The 18,707-nt window shown below is 64.5% G+C and carries 21 protein-coding genes and 1 pseudogene; 21 read left to right on the top strand and 1 reads right to left on the bottom strand.

The features are described from left to right. Window positions 1-165: 165 nt before the first annotated feature. The 6 genes from B6S01_RS18055 to B6S01_RS18030 are packed head-to-tail and all read left to right on the top strand — an operon-like array spanning window position 166 to window position 4,760. Window positions 166-483, top strand: coding sequence for a hypothetical protein (locus B6S01_RS18055; RefSeq protein ID WP_021243090.1), 318 nt, complete (start codon window positions 166-168; stop codon window positions 481-483). Window positions 484-502: 19 nt separating this feature from the next. Continuing rightward, window positions 503-2,428 (top strand): 2Fe-2S iron-sulfur cluster-binding protein, encoded by a 1,926-nt coding sequence (locus tag B6S01_RS18050; protein ID WP_021243091.1) that lies wholly within the window; start codon window positions 503-505, stop codon window positions 2,426-2,428. Further along, window positions 2,428-3,156 (top strand): hypothetical protein, encoded by a 729-nt coding sequence (locus B6S01_RS18045; RefSeq protein ID WP_009824015.1) that lies wholly within the window; start codon window positions 2,428-2,430, stop codon window positions 3,154-3,156. The genes B6S01_RS18050 and B6S01_RS18045 overlap by 1 nt, the downstream gene beginning before the upstream one ends. Further along, window positions 3,153-3,875: a hypothetical protein gene (locus B6S01_RS18040; protein WP_025549149.1), complete on the top strand. Its 723-nt coding sequence runs from the start codon at window positions 3,153-3,155 to the stop codon at window positions 3,873-3,875. The genes B6S01_RS18045 and B6S01_RS18040 overlap by 4 nt, the downstream gene beginning before the upstream one ends. After that, window positions 3,862-4,305 carry a DUF1622 domain-containing protein gene (locus tag B6S01_RS18035; RefSeq protein WP_004212663.1) on the top strand — a complete coding sequence of 148 codons (444 nt, stop codon included), beginning with the start codon at window positions 3,862-3,864 and terminating at the stop codon, window positions 4,303-4,305. Before B6S01_RS18040 ends, B6S01_RS18035 begins: the two co-directional genes overlap by 14 nt. A 14-nt stretch (window positions 4,306-4,319) precedes the next feature. Then, window positions 4,320-4,760, top strand: coding sequence for a four-helix bundle copper-binding protein (locus B6S01_RS18030; RefSeq protein WP_025549148.1), 441 nt, complete (start codon window positions 4,320-4,322; stop codon window positions 4,758-4,760). A gap of 281 nt (window positions 4,761-5,041) precedes the next feature. Here the strand turns inward: B6S01_RS18030 and B6S01_RS22260 are convergent, their stop codons facing one another. Continuing rightward, on the bottom strand, window positions 5,042-5,398 hold the full coding sequence (locus tag B6S01_RS22260; protein WP_021235680.1) for a hypothetical protein: 357 nt from the start codon (window positions 5,396-5,398) through the stop codon (window positions 5,042-5,044). 212 nt (window positions 5,399-5,610) lie between these two features. On the opposite strand from B6S01_RS22260, the gene B6S01_RS22255 reads away from it, so the two are divergent. The 15 genes and pseudogenes from B6S01_RS22255 to B6S01_RS17955 all read left to right on the top strand — a co-directional run bounded on the left by B6S01_RS22255 (window position 5,611) and on the right by B6S01_RS17955 (window position 18,681). Next, window positions 5,611-6,315 (top strand): glycoside hydrolase family 130 protein, encoded by a 705-nt coding sequence (locus tag B6S01_RS22255; RefSeq protein WP_457920911.1) that lies wholly within the window; start codon window positions 5,611-5,613, stop codon window positions 6,313-6,315. A 228-nt stretch (window positions 6,316-6,543) separates the two neighbouring features. Further along, on the top strand, window positions 6,544-6,834 hold the full coding sequence (locus B6S01_RS18020; RefSeq protein WP_037462744.1) for a hypothetical protein: 291 nt from the start codon (window positions 6,544-6,546) through the stop codon (window positions 6,832-6,834). Between the two features lie 318 nt (window positions 6,835-7,152). Then, window positions 7,153-7,554, top strand: a complete 402-nt coding sequence (locus B6S01_RS21440; protein WP_025549144.1) for a hypothetical protein — start codon at window positions 7,153-7,155, stop codon at window positions 7,552-7,554. Between the two features lie 148 nt (window positions 7,555-7,702). After that, the gene (locus tag B6S01_RS18010; protein WP_025549143.1) at window positions 7,703-8,032 is read left to right on the top strand and encodes a hypothetical protein; all 330 of its coding nucleotides are present in this window, start codon (window positions 7,703-7,705) and stop codon (window positions 8,030-8,032) included. A gap of 253 nt (window positions 8,033-8,285) precedes the next feature. Continuing rightward, window positions 8,286-9,806 (top strand): aldehyde dehydrogenase family protein, encoded by a 1,521-nt coding sequence (locus B6S01_RS18005; protein WP_025549141.1) that lies wholly within the window; start codon window positions 8,286-8,288, stop codon window positions 9,804-9,806. 26 nt (window positions 9,807-9,832) lie between these two features. Continuing rightward, window positions 9,833-10,858: an alcohol dehydrogenase AdhP gene (gene adhP, locus B6S01_RS18000; RefSeq protein ID WP_007683342.1), complete on the top strand. Its 1,026-nt coding sequence runs from the start codon at window positions 9,833-9,835 to the stop codon at window positions 10,856-10,858. A gap of 25 nt (window positions 10,859-10,883) precedes the next feature. After that, a complete protein-coding gene (locus B6S01_RS17995) occupies window positions 10,884-12,590 on the top strand; it encodes a copper resistance system multicopper oxidase (RefSeq protein WP_021238859.1) in 1,707 nt (568 codons plus the stop codon). Beyond that, on the top strand, window positions 12,587-13,573 hold the full coding sequence (locus tag B6S01_RS17990; RefSeq protein WP_004212678.1) for a copper resistance protein B: 987 nt from the start codon (window positions 12,587-12,589) through the stop codon (window positions 13,571-13,573). The genes B6S01_RS17995 and B6S01_RS17990 overlap by 4 nt, the downstream gene beginning before the upstream one ends. Beyond that, entirely contained in the window at window positions 13,567-14,808 is a 1,242-nt protein-coding gene (locus tag B6S01_RS17985) for an MFS transporter (protein ID WP_007683345.1), read from the top strand. Before B6S01_RS17990 ends, B6S01_RS17985 begins: the two co-directional genes overlap by 7 nt. Window positions 14,809-14,887: 79 nt before the next feature. Further along, window positions 14,888-15,325, top strand: coding sequence for a DUF411 domain-containing protein (locus tag B6S01_RS17980; protein WP_007683347.1), 438 nt, complete (start codon window positions 14,888-14,890; stop codon window positions 15,323-15,325). 383 nt (window positions 15,326-15,708) lie between these two features. Continuing rightward, entirely contained in the window at window positions 15,709-15,972 is a 264-nt protein-coding gene (locus tag B6S01_RS17975) for a type II toxin-antitoxin system RelB/DinJ family antitoxin (protein WP_004212689.1), read from the top strand. After that, complete coding sequence (locus tag B6S01_RS17970) at window positions 15,959-16,240, top strand: type II toxin-antitoxin system YafQ family toxin (RefSeq protein ID WP_004212690.1); 282 nt, start codon at window positions 15,959-15,961, stop codon at window positions 16,238-16,240. Before B6S01_RS17975 ends, B6S01_RS17970 begins: the two co-directional genes overlap by 14 nt. Before the next feature lie 401 nt (window positions 16,241-16,641). Continuing rightward, window positions 16,642-17,336, top strand: a pseudogene (locus B6S01_RS17965) (Mu transposase domain-containing protein); the annotation flags it as partial. Further along, window positions 17,323-18,051: an IS21-like element helper ATPase IstB gene (istB, locus tag B6S01_RS17960; RefSeq protein WP_025549137.1), complete on the top strand. Its 729-nt coding sequence runs from the start codon at window positions 17,323-17,325 to the stop codon at window positions 18,049-18,051. The pseudogene B6S01_RS17965 and the gene istB, both read left to right, overlap by 14 nt. A gap of 201 nt (window positions 18,052-18,252) precedes the next feature. Next, window positions 18,253-18,681: a TonB-dependent receptor domain-containing protein gene (locus B6S01_RS17955; RefSeq protein WP_021245211.1), complete on the top strand. Its 429-nt coding sequence runs from the start codon at window positions 18,253-18,255 to the stop codon at window positions 18,679-18,681. The last annotated feature ends 26 nt before the right edge of the window (window positions 18,682-18,707 follow it).

Here is an 18,707-nt window from a genome sequence, read left to right as displayed (position 1 = left end):
GGTCTCCAGACACGTCATGACCATGGCGAGATGAAACAGCAGGGTCGTAATCCCATGAACCTGTCGCACGATCAGTGCCGCAAGATTCTTCGCCAAGCACAATGATTCCTGCTCCGGGTGGCTCGGGCCCACCCGGAGATTCCTCCAGTACGAAAGGAAGAAGCAATGGTCGGAAATCGAAAAGTCATACTGTCGCTAATCAGCGTTAGCCTGCTCTCGATGGCGGCGCTTTCGGGCTGTGAGCGCAAGACCGATCAGACGGTGCCGGCTGCGGCCAACAGCGCCGCACCCGCGGCTGGCGCTGATAGCGTAAATCCCGCCGGCATGGATCATTCGGACGCCATGGCCAATGAACAGGAGATGGAGCGGCATCACCAGCAGGCCATGGACCATGATGCGATGCGCCAGGGAGGCATGAACAGCAGCGCTCCGAAGACCGAGCCTGCGCCTGCGGATTCGGCGATGCCGATGAAGGACATGTAAGGGCGCGAAGGGGGTCGACATGTGCGTTTGGACCAGCCTTCGCCTTTCGGGTCTGGGGTTGTTGCTCGCTTTCAGCCTTCCCTCTGCGAGCGTGCACGCTCAGGAGGGCGAAGACCATTCGGCACATCATGGGGATACTTCGGGCGGTGCGGGGATGGCCGATGGCGCAATGTCCGCAAAGCCCGAGGTCGGCACCTCCGATATGGCCTCGATGATGAACTCTATGATGGAGCGCATGATCAACGGCGAAGGCGAGAATGAACATGGGCACGATTCCCGCCGCACCGCATTTTTTTCGCAGTTGCTCGCCTTTCCCGCGCTCGACGAAGCGGCCCGGCAGCGGGTCGCTGCGCAGGCCGGGGAACGGGTAAGCACGGGCCTGTCGATGGTCAACGCCGCCTCGGCCGACGGCGCGCGTGCGACAACGGTCTCGGCCCGGCTCGATGCGGCGCGCCGGATGCGCGAAGGGACCGACCTGTTCCGCTCCGGTACCGCCGCGCAGGGCGCGATCGGAGGCTTGCAGCCGCCCCGGGAGGTCGGGCTTGCCTGGCTGCGCGATCAGCTCGACATCGACCAGGCCGCGCCCGGCCATGCCGATCACTGGTTCGGCATCTCGCCCTCGCACCTCCTTCTCATGCTGTTCCTGGGGCTGGTGAGCGCCACGCTTATCGCGCTGCAGATCTTCCGCCTGCGGCGGATCGGGGCGATCGCCGGCGGTGTCGCCACCGCCAAGGTTCCAGCAAAGCCGGAGCCGAAGGCTGCCCCTCCCGCTACCAGGGTTGCGCCCGCGCCTGCACCCGTTGCCGACAGCGCCGGGCTCGCGCCGAGCAATGCGGCCGCACCCGCTGGGGCGTCGCTGCGCAAGCCCAAAAGCTGGGCGGGGCAGCTGCGCGTGGTCCAGATCGTGCGAGAGACGCCGAGCGTGCTGACCTTCCGGCTCGCGGACCCGACCGCCGACCGGCTGCCGTTCGACTTCCTGCCGGGCCAGTTCCTGCAGGTCGAGGTAGAGCCCGAAGCGGGCAAGACCGCGCGCCGTTCCTACACGATCGCCTCTTCGCCGACCCAGCGGGCCTATGTCGAACTGACGGTCAAGCGCGAGGAGCAGGGCGTGGTCTCGCGATACCTGCACGACAAGGTCGTCGCCGACGATCTGCTGAAGGTCAGCGGACCGTTCGGCGCCTTCACCTTCACGGGAACGGATGCCCAGAGCATCGTGCTGATCGCGGGCGGGGTCGGCATCACCCCGATGATGTCGGTGCTGCGCTATCTCACCGACACCGCGTGGAAGGGTGATATCTTCTTCTTCTACGGCGCACGGTCGACCGAGGAATTCGTGTTCCGCGACGAGCTCGAGCGGCTCGAACGCCGTTTTCCCAACCTCCATGTCGTCGCCGCGATGCAGCGCGCGCCCGGCACCGTCTGGATGGGCCCCGAAGGGCCGATCACCCGCGAGATGATCCTGGCCGCGGTGCCGGAGATCGCGAGCCGGCGGATCCATATGTGCGGCCCGCCGGCGATGATGGGCGCGATGCGCGGCGTGCTGGCGGAACTTGGCGTCCCCGAAGCGCAGCTGCACACCGAGGCGTTCGGTCCGGCCTCGCTGCCGGCCGACCACGAGGATCTCGAGGTCAAACCCGCGCCCGCGCCAGCGGATAAGCCGGCCCCGAGCGCCGAGGTGGCGCCGAGCACGGTGACCTTCTCCGTGTCGGGGGTGTCGGCGGCCTTGCCCGCGGACGAGACCGTGCTCGAGGCGGCCGAGGGCGCGGGCGTCGAGATCTCCTATGCCTGCCGTGCGGGCACATGCGGCGCCTGCGTGGTCAAGCTGCTGCAGGGCGAGGTAACGATGGAGGTCGAGTCCGGCCTCGCGCCCGCCGACAAGGCGCAGGGCTATGTGCTCGCGTGCCAGGCGAAGGGCACGGGCACGCCGCTCGTGGTCGAAGCCTGATGCGCGAACGCAGCGACATCGCCGTCGGCCTGCTGGTCGCATTCCTGCTGCTGTTCCCGTTCGGCTACCTCGTGCATGTGTCACCGCGCTTTCCGGGCAGCCTCGCTGGCGGGATCATCGGGATCGCAGCGCTCGTGCTGATGCTGCTGACGCTTCCCTATGTCGCGGCCAAGCACATCGCCTGGGTCGACAAAGTGCTCTCCCGGCTCGTCAGCAAGCCTACCCTGCTCGCCATCCACATCTATGCCGGCGTGCTGGCGCCGATCCTGGGTCTGGTCCACGCCGCGCACAAGCTCGAAAGCCCGGTCGGACTGCTTCTGACCGTCCTCCTGCTGATGACGGTCATCACCGGCTTCATCGGCCGCTACCTGCTTGCCCAGCTTGGTCGGGCGCTGCGCGGACGCAGGTCGGAACTGGCCTCGCTTCGCGCCGCCTTCCTTGAGGAGCCGGCGGCGCCGGCGCAGGCCGATACCGCAGCCGCGCCGCTGTCGGGCTGGAGGCGCTATCTGTTCGTCGCCGGGGATGCGCCCGCGGGCCAGCACCCCCAGAACAGGGCGGGGATCGCCGCGGCGCTGGCCGATACCGAATTCGCGATCCGCGCCGAAGAGGCGACCAACACCCTGTTCGCGCGATGGCGGTTCCTGCACATCCTGCTGGGCTGTCTCATCTTCGCGCTGCTCGCGCTCCACGTCGGCGCGGCGATCTATTACGGGCTGCGCTGGCTATGAGCTGGCAGCGTCTTTCCTATGCCGTCTTCATCGCAGCCCTGCTGGTGATGGTCGCCGCGGTCGCGATCCGGATGCGATCGGACGCGCCGAGGGATGCCGGCCTGGTGGCGCAGCTCGTAGCGCCCGGCCCGCTCTCGAGCGCCCACCAGTCCTTCGCCGGCCAATGCACGGCCTGCCACACGCCGGGCAAGGGCGTCGAAACCCGGACCTGTCTCACCTGCCATGCGGGCACGGATTTCGGGACGAAGCAGTCGACGCAGTTCCACGCGAAAGCGACGCAGTGCACCTCCTGCCACGTCGAACATGAGGGAGAGCGCGGCATCATCCGCATGGATCACGCCGCCTTGCTCGACATGGCAAAGTGGCGGCAGCCTTCGGCGGGCATGTCGACAAACACTCGAAGCCTGACCCCCGAGACCGCGCTCAATTGCGCGAGCTGCCATGCGTTCCGCGATCCGCACCAGGGCCTGTTCGGCACCGACTGCGCGAGCTGTCACAAGACCGACAGCTGGAAGATCGCCAATTACCGCCATCCATCGGTCAATTCGACGCAGTGCGCCGAGTGCCACAAGGCGCCGCCCAGTCACTTCATGGAGCATTTCAGCATGGTCTCGCAGCGCGCAGCCGGATCGAAAGCGCGCGTCGACCAATGCTATGCCTGTCACGCCACCGACAGCTTCAACAATATCCGCAAGCGAGGCTGGTATGATCACCATTGAGGCCGACTGGCTGAGCGCCTTCTTCCGGCTTGCGGTGATCGGCCTGGAACTGGCGGGCACGCTGACCATCCTGGTCGGCGCGGGGCTCGCAACCTTTCTGTTTGCGCGGCGGGCGAGGGCGGGCGACCGAACCGAGGCCTATAGCGCGTTCCGATCGGCGCTCGGCCGCAGCATCCTGCTCGGCCTGGAATTTCTGGTCGCCGGCGACATCGTCAAGTCGCTGGTGATCAACCCGACGCTCGACGATCTCATCGTGCTGGCCGGGCTTGTGCTGGTGCGGACCTTCCTGAGCATCTCGCTCGGGGTCGAGATCAACGGCCACTGGCCCTGGGAGGAAACCCGGATGGCGCGGGAGAAGGCGCGTGCGGCGTCGGATGGGTCGCCGGCTACGGCTGAGGCCGCCGGATGCGGCACAGCGCTCAAGCGATAGCAGATGGAAGGCGCATCATGATCGAGAGACGCGAATTGCTGATGGCGGGCGCCGGCCTTGCCGCCGCCGGAACGCTGGCTGCGCCGGCGGCGGCGCAGCAGCATCGAATGGAAGGGATGGCGATGTCGATGACGGACTGCATCGACGATTGCGTGGCTTCGCACCGCATGTGCCTGGAAACCGCCGCTTGGCTGACGAAGCAAGGCGGCGCGTCAGCTACGGCGTCGCTGATCGCCATGCTGAACGACTGTGCGGAACTGTGCCAGGCGACTGCCAACTCGATGCTGCGGGAATCTGCCCTGCACCGCATCGTCTGCCGCGCCTGCGCCGACGCTTGCGAGCGCTGCGCCGAGGAATGCGGACGCCATAGCGCGGACCAGCGGATCGCGCGTTGCTCGGCCACCTGCAAGAAATGCGCGGCGAGCTGCCGAACGATGGCGGACATGTCGAGCTGAGCGGCGCGCTTCGCACGTGCCCCACATAGTCACGTTCAGGCCAGAGCCCCCGGTCACAGCTTGTGTGTCCGACAACTACGCCAGGACAGCGATCATGGCACGTGGCACAAAGTCCGAGTATCCGGCAACGGCGGAAATCATCGCACCCGCCATCGCCGGAGCCTTCCGTGCCGCCACCCGATAGTCGGGTAATGCCGAGCACCATCTTTACGATTGCGTGAACGCTCCACGGTCGATCTGTATTGGAGAAGTCAGTGTCAACCGCCGAATTTGTCAACCGGCTACCCGAATTGCTCCGCCCCAATCCAGCAAGGGTAGTGATCAGACCCTATATGCCGTCGACGGAAACCTATAAATATGCGGTACCGGATCAGCCACGTGCGCAGCGCATCGCCGACCGCGTCCTGGCGCTCGACCCAGCATCGCTCCACGATGAGTTGCAACGCATTCTTGATGATTTCTCGGGAAGGCATCGTGAGGTTCCGTCCCTGTTTTTGCGGCGGTTCCACGAGGTTGATGGCATCATCGTCTGTGATTGCGAGGTCACCCATGAACAGGCGCTCTTGATCGGTGCCCATTTTTGCAACGAATATTCCTATGAGGCAGCAGCGCTTTTCAATCCGAGCATCGTCCTGCATCCTGACCAGTCTGCTGTACCTGAAAACTCTCTCCGATTCATTCTTTCCCTGCGAGGCGTGGGCGAGGGGCATATCTCCTCCGTCACCTTTCGCACCGGGTTTTGCGCCGCGGACGGAACCATAGCAATCAATCCTCCGAGCCCCATGCCGCTCGTGCTGGAGACTGAAAACATCTCCGGCGAGGACGGGCCGGACGCGGGCATTCGGATCAAGTGCGATGGCAGCCACGATCTCTCGGAGATCGTGATCTTTCCGACAACCCCAGCCAGCGTGGTGGCATCGAAGACCTTCGCTTGGTCCGCTTCCTGGACGACGATGGCCGAGCCACCTATTTCGGTACATATACGGCATTTAGCGGCCAGTCCGTCCGGCAGGAGTTGTTGTCCACGCCGGACTTCCGGACATTCGAACTCAGACCGCTGCGTGGGGATGCCACCGGTAGCAAGGGCATGGCGCTTTTCCCCCGACGCATTGCCGGGCACTTTGCCATGCTTGGGCGCGAGGATAACGAAAATATCTGGTTCCTGACGTCCGCGGACATTCACGACTGGAGTGGCGGAGCGAAAGCCATCGAACCTCGCTGGCCTTGGGAGTTTGTCCAGATCGGTAATTGCGGATCGCCGATCGAGATCGACGAAGGCTGGCTGGTCGTAACTCATGGAGTCGGCGCCGTTCGGAACTATTGCATCGGGGCGTGCCTGCTGGACCGTGACGATCCCTCGAAGCTGCTGGCGCGGACGAAGCTACCGCTTTTGCGGTCGGACATGGATGAGCGCGAAGGTTATGTGCCAAACGTAGCCTACAGCTGCGGCGCGATGGTACATAATCGGGTGCTGGTACTGCCTTATGCCATTGCTGACAGCTTCACCACTTTTGCCACTATTCCTCTCGAGCGTCTGCTGGCCGCCATGGATTAGTCACTGTTGCCGACCTGTCCTGCTCTCGAGTCCGAACCATAGTTACACATCGGCACAACAACGATGCCAGTGCGATAATTTATGGCCATCTCAGAGACGGACTTCGCACATTACGTATACAGCAAGGCGGAAGGTGACACCATTTCACGGGCAAGCTCCGGAAGGGGCGACAATCGACCGGGCATATGCTCGATCGAACGAGAAACCCAGACTTGAAGGAATGGATACTTGCGCAAGAAGACGGCAATGATCGCTTCGCTCGCAGCTCTCGGCTTCCTCGCCGTCAGTGCCGGACCGGTGCTGGCGGACGGGATGCCGCCGGGCATGCCCGATCTTGAGGAGACCCTCAAGGCCAGGCCGGCGCCTGCCCAGCCCGATCCTGCCCACATGCAGGGCATGGCTCACGGTAAGGAGCAGATGCACGGCCAGATGATGCAGGGCTATCGAATGGCGATGCGGGATTCGCAGGACCAGGACGGCGCCTCCGGCATGTCACACAGGTCGGACGGTGGTTGCTGACCCTGCCATCATTCCATCAGACGACAAGGTTGACGGACAAGATCATGGCCGCTTTCAACCGAAGCCTTGGTCCGCCGTTCCCACGGCGGGCCAATCGCTTTTCTGGCCGGTCTCAGGACGAGAAAACCAGGCCGGGTCACATTTTTGATCGATCCCGGATCATCATTTTACGCGCCTGCTCCAGCAGGCACACGGCCGATCGGATTTCGATTCGTAACTTACGTATACAGACAGCGTCTCGCTAGCAGCATTGAAGCTTCGGAATTGCCGGGATCGGAACGTCGATCGGGCAACAGGAAGAACACTCGGAGACCCTCAATGCGACAGACGACATTTCTCGCGGCGCCCGTCAGCCTCTTCGCGACGCTAACCTTCGCCGCCGGCACCGCTCTCGCCCAGTCGACGCCCGCGCCCGCGCAGACTGCGCCGGCCCATGCCCACCAGCAGGGCATGGATCATGGCGGGCAGCAGATGCACGATCAGATGATGAAGGATCATCAGGCCGGCGCGCAGAAGCAGCAGGGGCAACCGGCCCAGCAGGATCAACAGGGCATGTCGGGGATGGCCGGCATGTCCGGCGGCTCGCCTGCATCGAACGGCTCGGGCATGGCCGGTAAGGCGAAGAGTGGCTGCTGCAAGATGCCGATGAAGAAGGCCAAGCCGGCGGCGAAGAAGAAGACCGCCAAGCCCATGGCCGACAAGCCGATGAGCGACATGTGAAGTTTCCAGCCCCGATAAAACACCCCCCGGGGCTGAGGGCCCGCCGCCGCCCCCGCGGCGGGCCAGTTCTTTGACGATGCCCAGCGTCGCCCGTGCTCCCGGCCTTCAAAACCGGGTCCGAGCGTCTGACGTGACAGAGGAAACAGCGATGCGAAATCATCTTGGCGTCGGTGCTGCTATTGGCTTTCTGCTCTTTGGCAGCACGCCGCTCCTCGCACAGGGTATCGGCCATAGCTTGTTCATGCGCGGCAAGATCGTCCGTATGGATGCGGGCGGCACAGTGGCCTGCCTGGGCAAGGCCGATGGCGCGCACATCGGGCAGATACTCGAAGTCTATCACGCAACGCCGCGCCACCGCCGCCTTGTCGGTCATGTCGAAGTCGACCAGATTTTCGACGACCATTACGCTCATTTCCGCGTGAGGGACGGGACGTTTCAGAAAGGCGATTGGGTGAGCCTAAAGCGCGCCCGGGCGTAACGCCAGAATTGGAATGCCAATCGCCGCCCTCGCCAAAAGAAGACTCGGCCGAGTAACGCCTGTCTCGGCATAATTCCGATCAGGCGTGCGCGAATAGGTTCAGGAGTCGATGAATATTCATCGGCTCCGTTGGCGTGTCCGACCCTTAAAGCCCGCGACACCGATACCAGACTACCTTCTGCGGAACTTACTTATAGGCCGCCCGGGCAAAGAGACTACTCCGTCAGGCCATCGATAGAGATGGAGTCAGGTTATGTTCGAGAAGGCGATCGGGACCATTAACGCGGCGGCCTCCTTCCGACACCGCTATGATAATTTCATCGGAGGCCGCTGGAGCGCTCCTGCGAGCGGCGAGTATTTCGCCGACAAGAGCCCGATCAATGGCGCCCAGATCGCCGAGTTCGCGCTGTCGACGCCGGAAGATGTCGAGCGCGCGCTCGATGCGGCGCACGCCGCCAAGGATCAATGGGCAAGGATCGCGCCCGCCGAGCGCGCCAGGATTCTCAATCGCGTCGCCGACCGGCTCGAGGATAATCTGGAGCTGCTGGCGCTTGCCGAGACGATCGACAATGGCAAGCCGATCCGCGAGACCCGCGCTGCCGACGTGCCGCTTGCAATCGACCATTTCCGCTACTTCGCCGGCTGCATCCGGGCGGAGGAAGGCGGCATCTCGACGATCGATGCCGACACCATCGCCTATCATTTCCGCGAGCCGCTCGGCGTCGTCGGCCAGATCATCCCGTGGAACTTCCCGCTGCTGATGGCGGCGTGGAAGATCGCCCCGGCGCTGGCGGCGGGCAACTGCACCGTCATCAAGCCCGCATCCCAGACGCCGCTCACCTTGCTGATGTTCGCCGAGCTCACCGCCGACATCCTGCCGCCCGGCGTGCTCAATGTCGTCACCGGCCCGGGACGGACCGTCGGCCAGGCGATCGCCGCCAATCCGCGCATCGCCAAGGTCTCGTTCACCGGCGAGACCGTCACCGGCAAGCAGATCATGCACGCCGCGGCGGACCATCTGATCCCCCAGACGATGGAGCTTGGCGGCAAGTCGCCCAACATCTTCATGGCGGACGTGCTCGACGAGGACGATGCCTTCTTCGACAAGGCGCTCGAAGGCTTTACTTTGTTCGCCTTCAACAAGGGCGAGGTCTGTACCTGCCCGTCGCGCGCCCTGATCCATGAGTCGATCTTCGACCGCTTCATCGAGCGCGCCGTGGCGCGCGTCGCCGCGATCCGCCAGGGCGATCCGCTCGACCCGTCGGTCCAGGTCGGCGCGCAGGCGTCGGAGGACCAGCTCCACAAGATCCTGGGCTATATCGATATCGGCAAGGCCGAGGGCGCGCAGTGTCTGGTCGGTGGCGCCAGGGCGCTGCCGGGCGGTGCGCTCGACCAGGGCTATTTCGTACAGCCGACCGTGTTCGTGGGTCAGAACCACATGCGCATCTTCCAGGAGGAGATCTTCGGTCCCGTCCTGGCGGTCACCACCTTCAAGACGGTCGAGGAGGCGATCGCACTTGCCAACGACACCGCCTACGGTCTTGGCGCGGGCGTCTGGACCCGGAGCGGCAACACCGCCTACCGGCTCGGCCGCGCGATCGAGGCCGGGCGGGTCTGGACCAACTGCTATCACCAGTACCCCGCCCATGCCGCCTTCGGCGGATACAAGGCGTCGGGCTTCGGGCGTGAAAATCACCGGATGATGCTCGACCATTATCAGCAGACCAAGAACCTGCTCGTCTCCTATGACGAGCACGCGCTCGGCCTGTTCTGACCCCTCGCTCAAAAGGAGAAACGGACATGGCGAAAACCATGAAGGCGGCGGTCGTCCGCGAATTCGGCAAGCCCCTGGTCATCGAGGACGCGCCGATCCCGACGGTCGGCCCCGGGCAGATCCTGGTCAAGATTGCGGCAACCGGCGTGTGCCATACCGACCTGCACGCGGCAGAAGGGGACTGGCCGGTCAAACCCAACCCGCCCTTCATTCCTGGCCATGAAGGCGTCGGGCATGTCGCCGCCGTCGGTGCGGGCGTCACCCATGTGAAGGAAGGCGACCGGGTCGGTGTGCCCTGGCTCTACACCGCCTGCGGGCATTGCGTGCATTGCCTGGGTGGCTGGGAGACGCTTTGCCACGAACAGCAGAACACCGGCTATTCGGTCAATGGCAGCTTTGCCGAATATGTCCTCGCCGATCCCAACTATGTTGGTCACCTTCCCGACAATGTCGACTTCCTCGACATTGCGCCGATCCTCTGCGCGGGCGTCACCGTCTACAAGGGATTGAAGGCCACCGAGGCCCGACCCGGCGAGTGGGTGGTCGTCTCAGGGATCGGCGGGCTCGGCCACATGGCGGTGCAATATGCCCGTGCCATGGGTCTCAATGTGGCCGCGGTCGACATCGACGATAGCAAGCTCGACCTCGCTACACGCCTTGGCGCCACACTGACGGTCAACGCGCACAGCGAGGACCCTTCGGCAGCGCTCAAGAAGGCGATAGGCGGCGCGCACGGAGCGCTCGTCACCGCCGTTTCGCCCAAGGCGTTCCAGCAGGCGCTCGGCATGGTCCGGCGCGGCGGCACGGTCGCGCTCAATGGTCTGCCGCCGGGCGACTTCCCGCTGTCGATCTTCGACACCGTGCTGAACGGCATTACCGTGCGAGGCTCGATCGTCGGCACGCGGCTCGATCTGCTCGAGGCACTGGCGTTCGCCGGCGACGGCAAGGTCAAGGCCACGGTCCATGCAGACAAGCTGGAGAACATCAACGACGTCTTCTCCCGCATGCACCATGGCGACATCGAGGGCCGGATCGTCCTCGACCTCGCCTGAACCCGACTTCGCGAAAGTACAGTTCATGTCTCCCTTACATATCCGGCCGATCGCACGGCGCCGTTTCGTCCAGGGGCTGGCGATCGGCGGCGCGGTTGCCGGCTTCGCCCCGGCGCTTCTCGCGCGATCCGCCCCAGTCTCGCCCGCCGAGCTTAGCGGGACCGAGTTCGACCTCGAGATCGCCGAGCTGCCAGTCAACTTCACCGGCAAACGCCGTATCGCGACCGCCGTGAACGGCAGCGTGCCCGCGCCGGTCCTGCGCCTGCGCGAAGGCGACACGGTCACGCTCCGTGTGCGCAACGGCCTCAAGGAGATGTCGAGCATCCATTGGCACGGCATCATCGTGCCGGCGGAGATGGACGGCGTGCCCGGCATCAGCTTTGCCGGCATCGCGCCGGGCGAGACCTTCACCTATCGCTTCGAGGTCCGCCAGAGCGGAACCTACTGGTATCACGCTCACACGCTCGCCGAGCAGACGGGACTCTATGGAGCGATCATCGTGGAGCCAAAACAGGTGCCGACGGCGCGGGCGCCCGATCGCGACTATTGCATCGTGCTCAGCGACTGGTCGGACGAGCCGCCGTTGCAGATCTTCCTCAATCTCAAGAAGCAGAGCAGCTACTATAATTTTGCGCAGCCGACCGCCGGCGATTTCCTCAAGGATGTCGGCACCATGGGCTTGGGCAAGGCGCTCGAGCGGCGGCGGATGTGGAACAGCTCGCGGATGAACCCGACCGACTACAGCGATGTCTCTGCCGCGACCTACACCTATCTGATGAACGGCGCGCCGCCCGCCGGCAACTGGACCGGTATCGCCGCGCCCGGCGAGCGCGTGCGCCTGCGCTTCGTCGGCGCGGGGACGGCGACGTTCTTCGACGTGCGGATCCCCGGGGTCGAGCTGACGGTCGTATCGACCGACGGGCAGCCGGTCGAGCCGGTCACGGTCGAGGAATTCCGGATCGGCCCGGGCGAGACCTACGACGTCGAGTTCACCATGCCCGAGGGCGGCGCCCGCACCATCTTCGCGCAGGCGATCGATCGGAGCGGCTATGCGCGTGGCACGATCGCACCGGCCCCGGGCATGGCGGCAGCCGTGCCGCCGCTCGATGCCCGGACCTGGCTCGAGCCGGTCGACATGATGGGCGCGATGGCGACGATGGGCGCAATGGGAGGCGACGCGCATGCCGGGCACGGCATGACCGAGATGCCGGCCAGGGCACGGCACGCCCGCACCGAATATGGCGCCAATACCGACATGCGCGTCGACTATCCGCGCACCAATCTCGACGATCCCGGCGCCGGGCTGCGCGGGCGCGGCTGGCGCGTGCTGACGCTGGCCGATCTGCGCACGCCGGGCGGCGATCCCGACCCGCGCGAGCCCGAGCGCGACATCGAGCTGCATCTGACGGGCAATATGGAACGGTTCATCTGGTCGCTCGACGGCATCAAGCTCAACGATTCCAGGCCGCTTCATTTCAAGCCAAACGAGCGGCTGCGCGTCACCTTCGTCAACGACACGATGATGGCGCATCCGATGCATCTGCACGGCATGTGGAGCGATGTCGAAGGCCCGGACGGCGCCTTCCAGGTCCGCAAGCATACGGTCGTGGTCCAGCCCGCCCAGCGGGTGAGCTTCCGCGTCACCGCCGACGCCATGGGCCGATGGGCCTTCCACTGCCATCTGCTCTATCACATGGCGGCCGGCATGTTCCGGGAGGTGGTGGTCGCATGATCCGGATTTTCCCCTCGCGCGGCATCGCTCTTGGCGCTGCCCTCTTCCTGGCGCCGGCGATCACGGCTCCCGCCCTCGCGCAGGATGCCTCGCCCCCGTCGCCCGCCGCCACCCCTGCCCAAACGGCCACTCCCGCTCAGCACACCCCTTCCGCGCAAGGCTCTCAGGACCATGCGGGCATGGACATGCCGGGCATGGATATGACCGACACGAAGGCGTCCGGTAACGGCGCCACGATGGACATGGGCTCGATGCAGGGTGGCAAGGCCCCGCCGGACGCGCGCAACTCGGACGATTATGCCGACGGCTATCGCAACTCGACGCTGCCGGGCTATGAGATGGCCGACAAGCTCTCGATCCCCAAGATACTTGTCGATGAGCTCGAATTCGCCAGCGGCAACGAGGGTCAGGGCGTGGGTTGGACCGTGCTCGTCACCAAGGGTCAGGACAATGACAAGCTCTGGCTGCGCAGCCAGGGCCTCAAGAACTCCCGCGACCAACGTCTCGATCCGGAGAGCAGCGTCGAGGCGCTGTGGTGGCACAGCAAGAACCCGTTCTGGGGCACGCTGCTCGGGGTCAGGCAGGATCTCGGCAAGGGCGCGACGACATGGCTGGCCGCCGGCGTCGAGGGACTGGCGCCTTATTGGTTCGACGTCCAGCTCACCGGCTATGTAGGGACCGATGGGCGTCTCGCGGCGCGCGCCAAGGCCTCCTATGAGGTCCTGTTCACCAATCGGTTGATCCTCACACCGCAGGTAGAGACCAATATCTATTCGAAGCGGTCGAGCGATCGGCAGCTCGGCAGCGGCTTCAGCAATGTCGAGCTGAGCGGACGGTTGCGCTACGAGGTGTCGCGCAAGTTCGCGCCCTATATCGGCTTCGTCTGGGAGCGCGCATTTGACGGCACGGCCGATTTCCGTCGCCTGCGCAGGGAAGGGCCTTCCGAACACAGGCTGGTGATCGGCTTGCGCGCCTGGTGGTGATCCGCGGATGGCCACTCGAGGGATCGACCGCGAACGCGCCGCGTGACAAGGCTGGATCGCAAGCCAACGGTCGCTGGCCGGCCTCCTTTTTCGTCTTGTTGCTCGCGGCGGCTGCGGCGTCGGCGGGACAGACGGCCATTCTCGCCTTCCTTCCGGCACTGGTCGACCCGGCTCGTGGCGCGCTATCGTCAAGCGCTCATGATTTTCACGTCGCGAGCCTGACCGCGGTCCATCCCCTGGCAGCCTTGCTGGCGGCGCCGCTCTGGGGCTGGATCGCGGACCGGGTCGACTATCGGGCGATGTTGCGCGCAGCGCTGGTCATCCTCGCGCTGGTGACCGCGCCGATCGGCCTCGTCGGGTTGCCTGAGCTTTATGCATTGCGTCTGGTGGCGGGGATGGCGTCGGCCGCCATCATACCGTTGGGCTTGCTCTGCGCGAGCTTTGCCGCAAGCGGGCGCGCGGACCAGGCGCGCCGCTTCACCTGGCTGACCGCCTTCGTGTTTCTGGGCGATCTCGCCGGTCCGCTGGTGGCGGAGGTCTCGGCCGCGATCCTGCCCCGCGCTCCCCTCATGATCCTCGCTCTCGGCATCGGTGCCGTCGGGGCGGCGCTTTGCGCCGTGCGTCTGCCGCGCTGGTGTGCACCTTGCATCGATGGCGGAGACCTGCCCGCGCCTACGCTCGGCGCGACGTTGATCCTGCTTTTTATCACGATCGTCGCGGGCGGCGGGCTGGCGGCGATGCATGTCAATCTCCTGGTGACGCGGAGCGCCATTTCGCTGAGCCGCGAAGAGATCGCCTGGATGCTCAGTCTCTGCGGATTGGGCATGCTGGCGGCACAGATCTTCCATGCAAAGCTGGATTGGCTGGTCACTGTGCCGAGGCGGCTTGCCGGATTGACGCTGGGCCTGCTGGCTGTGGCACTTTTCATGTTTCCTGTCGCCGCGAGTATGGCCGAGCTCAGTGGGATCATCGTTGCTGCCGGCTGGAGCTCGGCAACCCTTCGATTGGTCACCAGCTTCTGGATCAGCGGCGGCGGGGCCCCTTCAGGCGTGAAGCTCGGTTTCCAGCATTCCGCCGCCAGCATCGGGCAGGCGCTCGCGCCGCTGGCGATAGCCATCGTCGCTCCCGGGGCGCAGCCGCTCGTTCTGTGGGGGATTGGTGGTCTATCGCTAGCGCTGCTTGTGTCCCTGCCGCTAGCCTGGAGGCCGCCCGCCATCGTAAAATCATCTGCGTGATGAGGGGAGGGGCGCATTGATGCGTATAGAAAAGAAGGGGCCTCTGCCCCATGCTTATCGTTCTTCCGGGAGTCATTTCATGAAGACCCGCCTATTCGTCGCCTTGCTGTTCCTCGCCATGCCCGGCGTAGCGCTTGCGGCCAGTGATATCGTCGTCCACCGGGATCCGGGATGTGGATGTTGCGAGAAGTGGGCGCAGGCCGTGCGCGCGAAGCTGGGACGCAAGGTCGTCATGCGTGACGATGCGTCGCGCAGCGAGCTTCAGCGCAAGGCCGGCATGCCCCGGACGCTGGCATCTTGCCACAGCGCGATCGTCGATGGCTATATGATCGAGGGCCATGTCCCGATATCCGACGTCAAGCGCTTGCTGGCGACCCGTCCTGCGGGCGTCAAAGGCATTGCGGTTGCGGGGATGCCGATCGGTTCGGAGGGCATGGAAGTGGCAGGCGCTGCCCGCCAACCCTATACGGTGGTGGCCTTCGGCAGCGCCGGTCAGCGAATTTTCGCCCGCCATTGATATCGCGCGGTTTGCAGCATCCTGCAGAATTGCCCGGTGGTAGAGGACCCCGCTGTCGAGTGTAGAACCTTGTGTCAAGCGAGCTGATGGCGTCCCTACCCCTACCTACACTGAAAAAGCAACGATTTGTCTTGTAAGTTGTTCGCGGTCGTCTCCCTGATTTGCCTGAATTTGGCCCAAAATGTGGAACGATTGTGGGACCGTTTGCCCACCGAAAGTGTGAGAACGGCCCCAACATTCCCGATCAGGGCCCCGAACCGATGGCACTCACAGCATTGAAGGTGAAAAACGCGAAGCCCGGTCGCCATGTCGATAGCCGGGGCTTTGCCTGATTGCACTTTGCGTTCGCTTGCATTACATCGTCATGCAGAAAGGAAATCGACATGGCCGCAAACGCTCTTGTGCAGACCCGGATCGACGGAGCGGTGAAGGAGGAAGCCGCGACCGTGCTGGCTGCTATGGGGCTGACCGTCTCCGATGCCGTGCGCCTGATGCTGACCCGCGTTGCCCGCGACAAGGCCTTGCCGTTTGAACCGCTGGTGCCCAATGCCGAGACGATCGAGGCCATGAAGGAAGCGCGCGAGGGAAAGGGCAAGCGGTTCGCCACGGTGGTCGACCTGATGGCCGACCTCAATGCGGACGATTGAACGCTTCGGGCGGTTCAAGCGCGACTACAAGCGGGAGAAGAAGGGGCAGCACGCCAAGACGCTGGACGCTGACCTGATCCCGATCATCGAGGCGCTGGCATCCGACGAGCCGCTTGAACCGCGCCACCGCGACCATGCGCTGACCGGCGACTGGCGCGACCATCGCGATTGCCACATAAAGCCCGACCTCGTGCTGATTTACCGCAAGCCCGATGACGACACCTTGCAGCTTGTGCGCTTGGGATCGCACGCGGAATTGGGTTGGTGACGCCCGCGCATGGCGAGCTTATACGTTTGTCGGGTATGTCAGCCAGAGGCACGATTACGGGTTAGGTGTGATCAGCGAGCATCCGATGCCAACAAGCTTTTGCAGAAGACATCAATCGCAGAGATGCATTCGGCAGGCGCTGCTTGAAACAAAAATGAGGGCCATAAATCACTTTCACCCTCAAATTCTGACAAATTTGCCGTTAGTTCACGACTGGTGAGCGAGAAATGAGCCGATCGCGTTGGGCTTGAAGAGCCGACCGCTCGCTCCACCGTCGTGACCCCTACGTTGATGACCGGCGGATGCTGGCCCGGTAGACGATGCTGCCGAGAGCGACGACGACGCCCATGATGGCAAAAGATTCCATGCTCGAATGGCTCAAAAGCCAGATCGTGAGAAGGAAGGCGGAGTGCCGGCGCTGGGCCGAGCACCACACCCATCCCGAGCGCGGCGATATCACCGTGGCCTAGGCGCTGGAGATGGAGCGGCCTGTCCTGCAGCCGATCCTGGCGCCCTTCGATGGCTTCCATGAGAGCGAGCATGCCGTCACCGGCACCTGCCTCATCAGCTTCGACCGCAACCGCTACTCGGTCATGTCCAGGGCGGCGCGGCGCACGGTGCAGGTGCGCGCCTATGCGGGCCGGATGGTCATCCGCTGCGGCGAAGAGATCGTCGGGGAACATGAGCGTCACTTCGGGCGGAACCGCACCATTTACGATCCCTGGCATTATCTGCCGGTTCTGGCCCACAAGCCCGGTGCCCTGCGCAACGGCGCGCCGTTCCAGGACTGGGAGTTGCCGCCATCCCTCCATCGCCTGCGACGCAGGCTGGGGCACGGGGATGAGGCGGATCGCAGGTTCGTGCGGGTGCTCTCGGCCGTGCTCACCGATGGCTGGAGCAGGTCGAGGCGGCGGTGCGCGAAGCGCTGGCGAGCGGAACGGTCAGCGACGACCTGATCCTCAACATCCTCTCCCGTCGCCGCGAGCCGGCGACGCCCCATAGCATCGTCACTTCGGAAGACCGGATGCTGAGTCACCCGCCGATCGCCGACTGTGCCAGCTATGACCGACTGCGAGGCTATGATGCAGCGGCATGAGATGATCGACACAATGCGCGGCCTGGGCCTCAAGGGCATGGTGGCCGCGTTCGACGAGGCCGTCACCACCGGCCTCCAGCGCCAGCGCACCACCATGGAGATCCTGACCGATCTGCTCCGCGCGGAAGCCACCCATCGCGACGCCGCCTCGATCCGATATCGCATGACGGCCGCGCGGCTGCCGGTGGTGAAGGACCTGGAGCGGTTCAGCTTCGAAGGGACGCCGATCAACGAGGGACTGATCCGCTCCCTGCATGATGGCTCCTTCCTACCGGCGCGTCGCAACATCGTGCTCGTCGGCGGCACGGGCACCGGCAAGACCCACCTCGCCATCGCGATTACCGCCAACGTCGTGCGCAAAGGGGCTCGGGCACGATACTTCAACACCGTCGATCTGGTGACACGCCTCGAAGAGGAGGCCCGGATCGGCAAGGGCGGGACCCTGGCGGGACAGCTCTCACGGCTCGACCTGGTGGTGCTCGATGAGTTGGGATATCTGCCGTTCGCGCGCTCTGGTGGCCAGCTCCTGTTCCACCTGATCAGCAAGCTCTACGAACGCACCAGCGTCGTTATCACGACCAACCTCGCCTTCGGCGAATGGCCTACCGTGTTCGGGGATCCCAAAATGACCACGGCTCTGCTCGACCGCGTCACTCATCACTGCGATATCGTCGAGACCGGCAACGACAGCTGGCGCTTCAAAAACCGCAGTTAGCCGCCACTCTCACCCCAGCTTCAAAACGAACTTGCGCTGTGTACGCCTCCGGCCGGGCTACGCCCGACCTCCGCCGCACACAGCGCAGGGCATCAACCCTCCGCTCAATCTCGAAAAGGGGGTCCCCCTTCAACGCCTATACGGGGTCCCGTTTGCGCGCCGTTTGACAAAGTGAATGGCAGACTGCCGATCACCCCGGCATTGCTGCTGACCGCGAATTATACCTACACCGATTCCGTCCGGAAGGGTGGCGGCGAGCCCGCTTTCGACGGCAGTTCGCTTGACGGAACGCCGCTCGACAAGACGCCCAGGCACATGGCCAACGTTCGCCTGGACTGGCAAGCGACCGAGCAGATCGCGGCCTATGTGCTCGGCTACTACTCGGGCAAGCAGACTTTCAGCGGGTTCCGCAACGGCGCGCTCAACACCCGCACCCGTGAAGGGAGCACGACCTTCGATGTCGGCATCAATTTCACGATCAATGAGAATTTCGCGCTGAGGGCGGCGGTGCTCAACGTCACCGACAAGATCGTGCCGGTCGATGACCGCGGCCGGTTTGATGGTCTCGACGGCAACTGGATGCTCGATGAAGGGCGCCGCTTTTGGGGCACGGCAACGATCAGCTTCTGATCGATCAGGCCGGCCTTCTGCCTTCG

Source organism: Sphingobium herbicidovorans, from assembly GCF_002080435.1.
GTDB classification, from domain to species: domain Bacteria; phylum Pseudomonadota; class Alphaproteobacteria; order Sphingomonadales; family Sphingomonadaceae; genus Sphingobium; species Sphingobium herbicidovorans.
The sequence above is the reverse complement of the archived record's forward strand: the minus strand, read 5'-3'. Positions and strand labels throughout refer to the sequence as shown.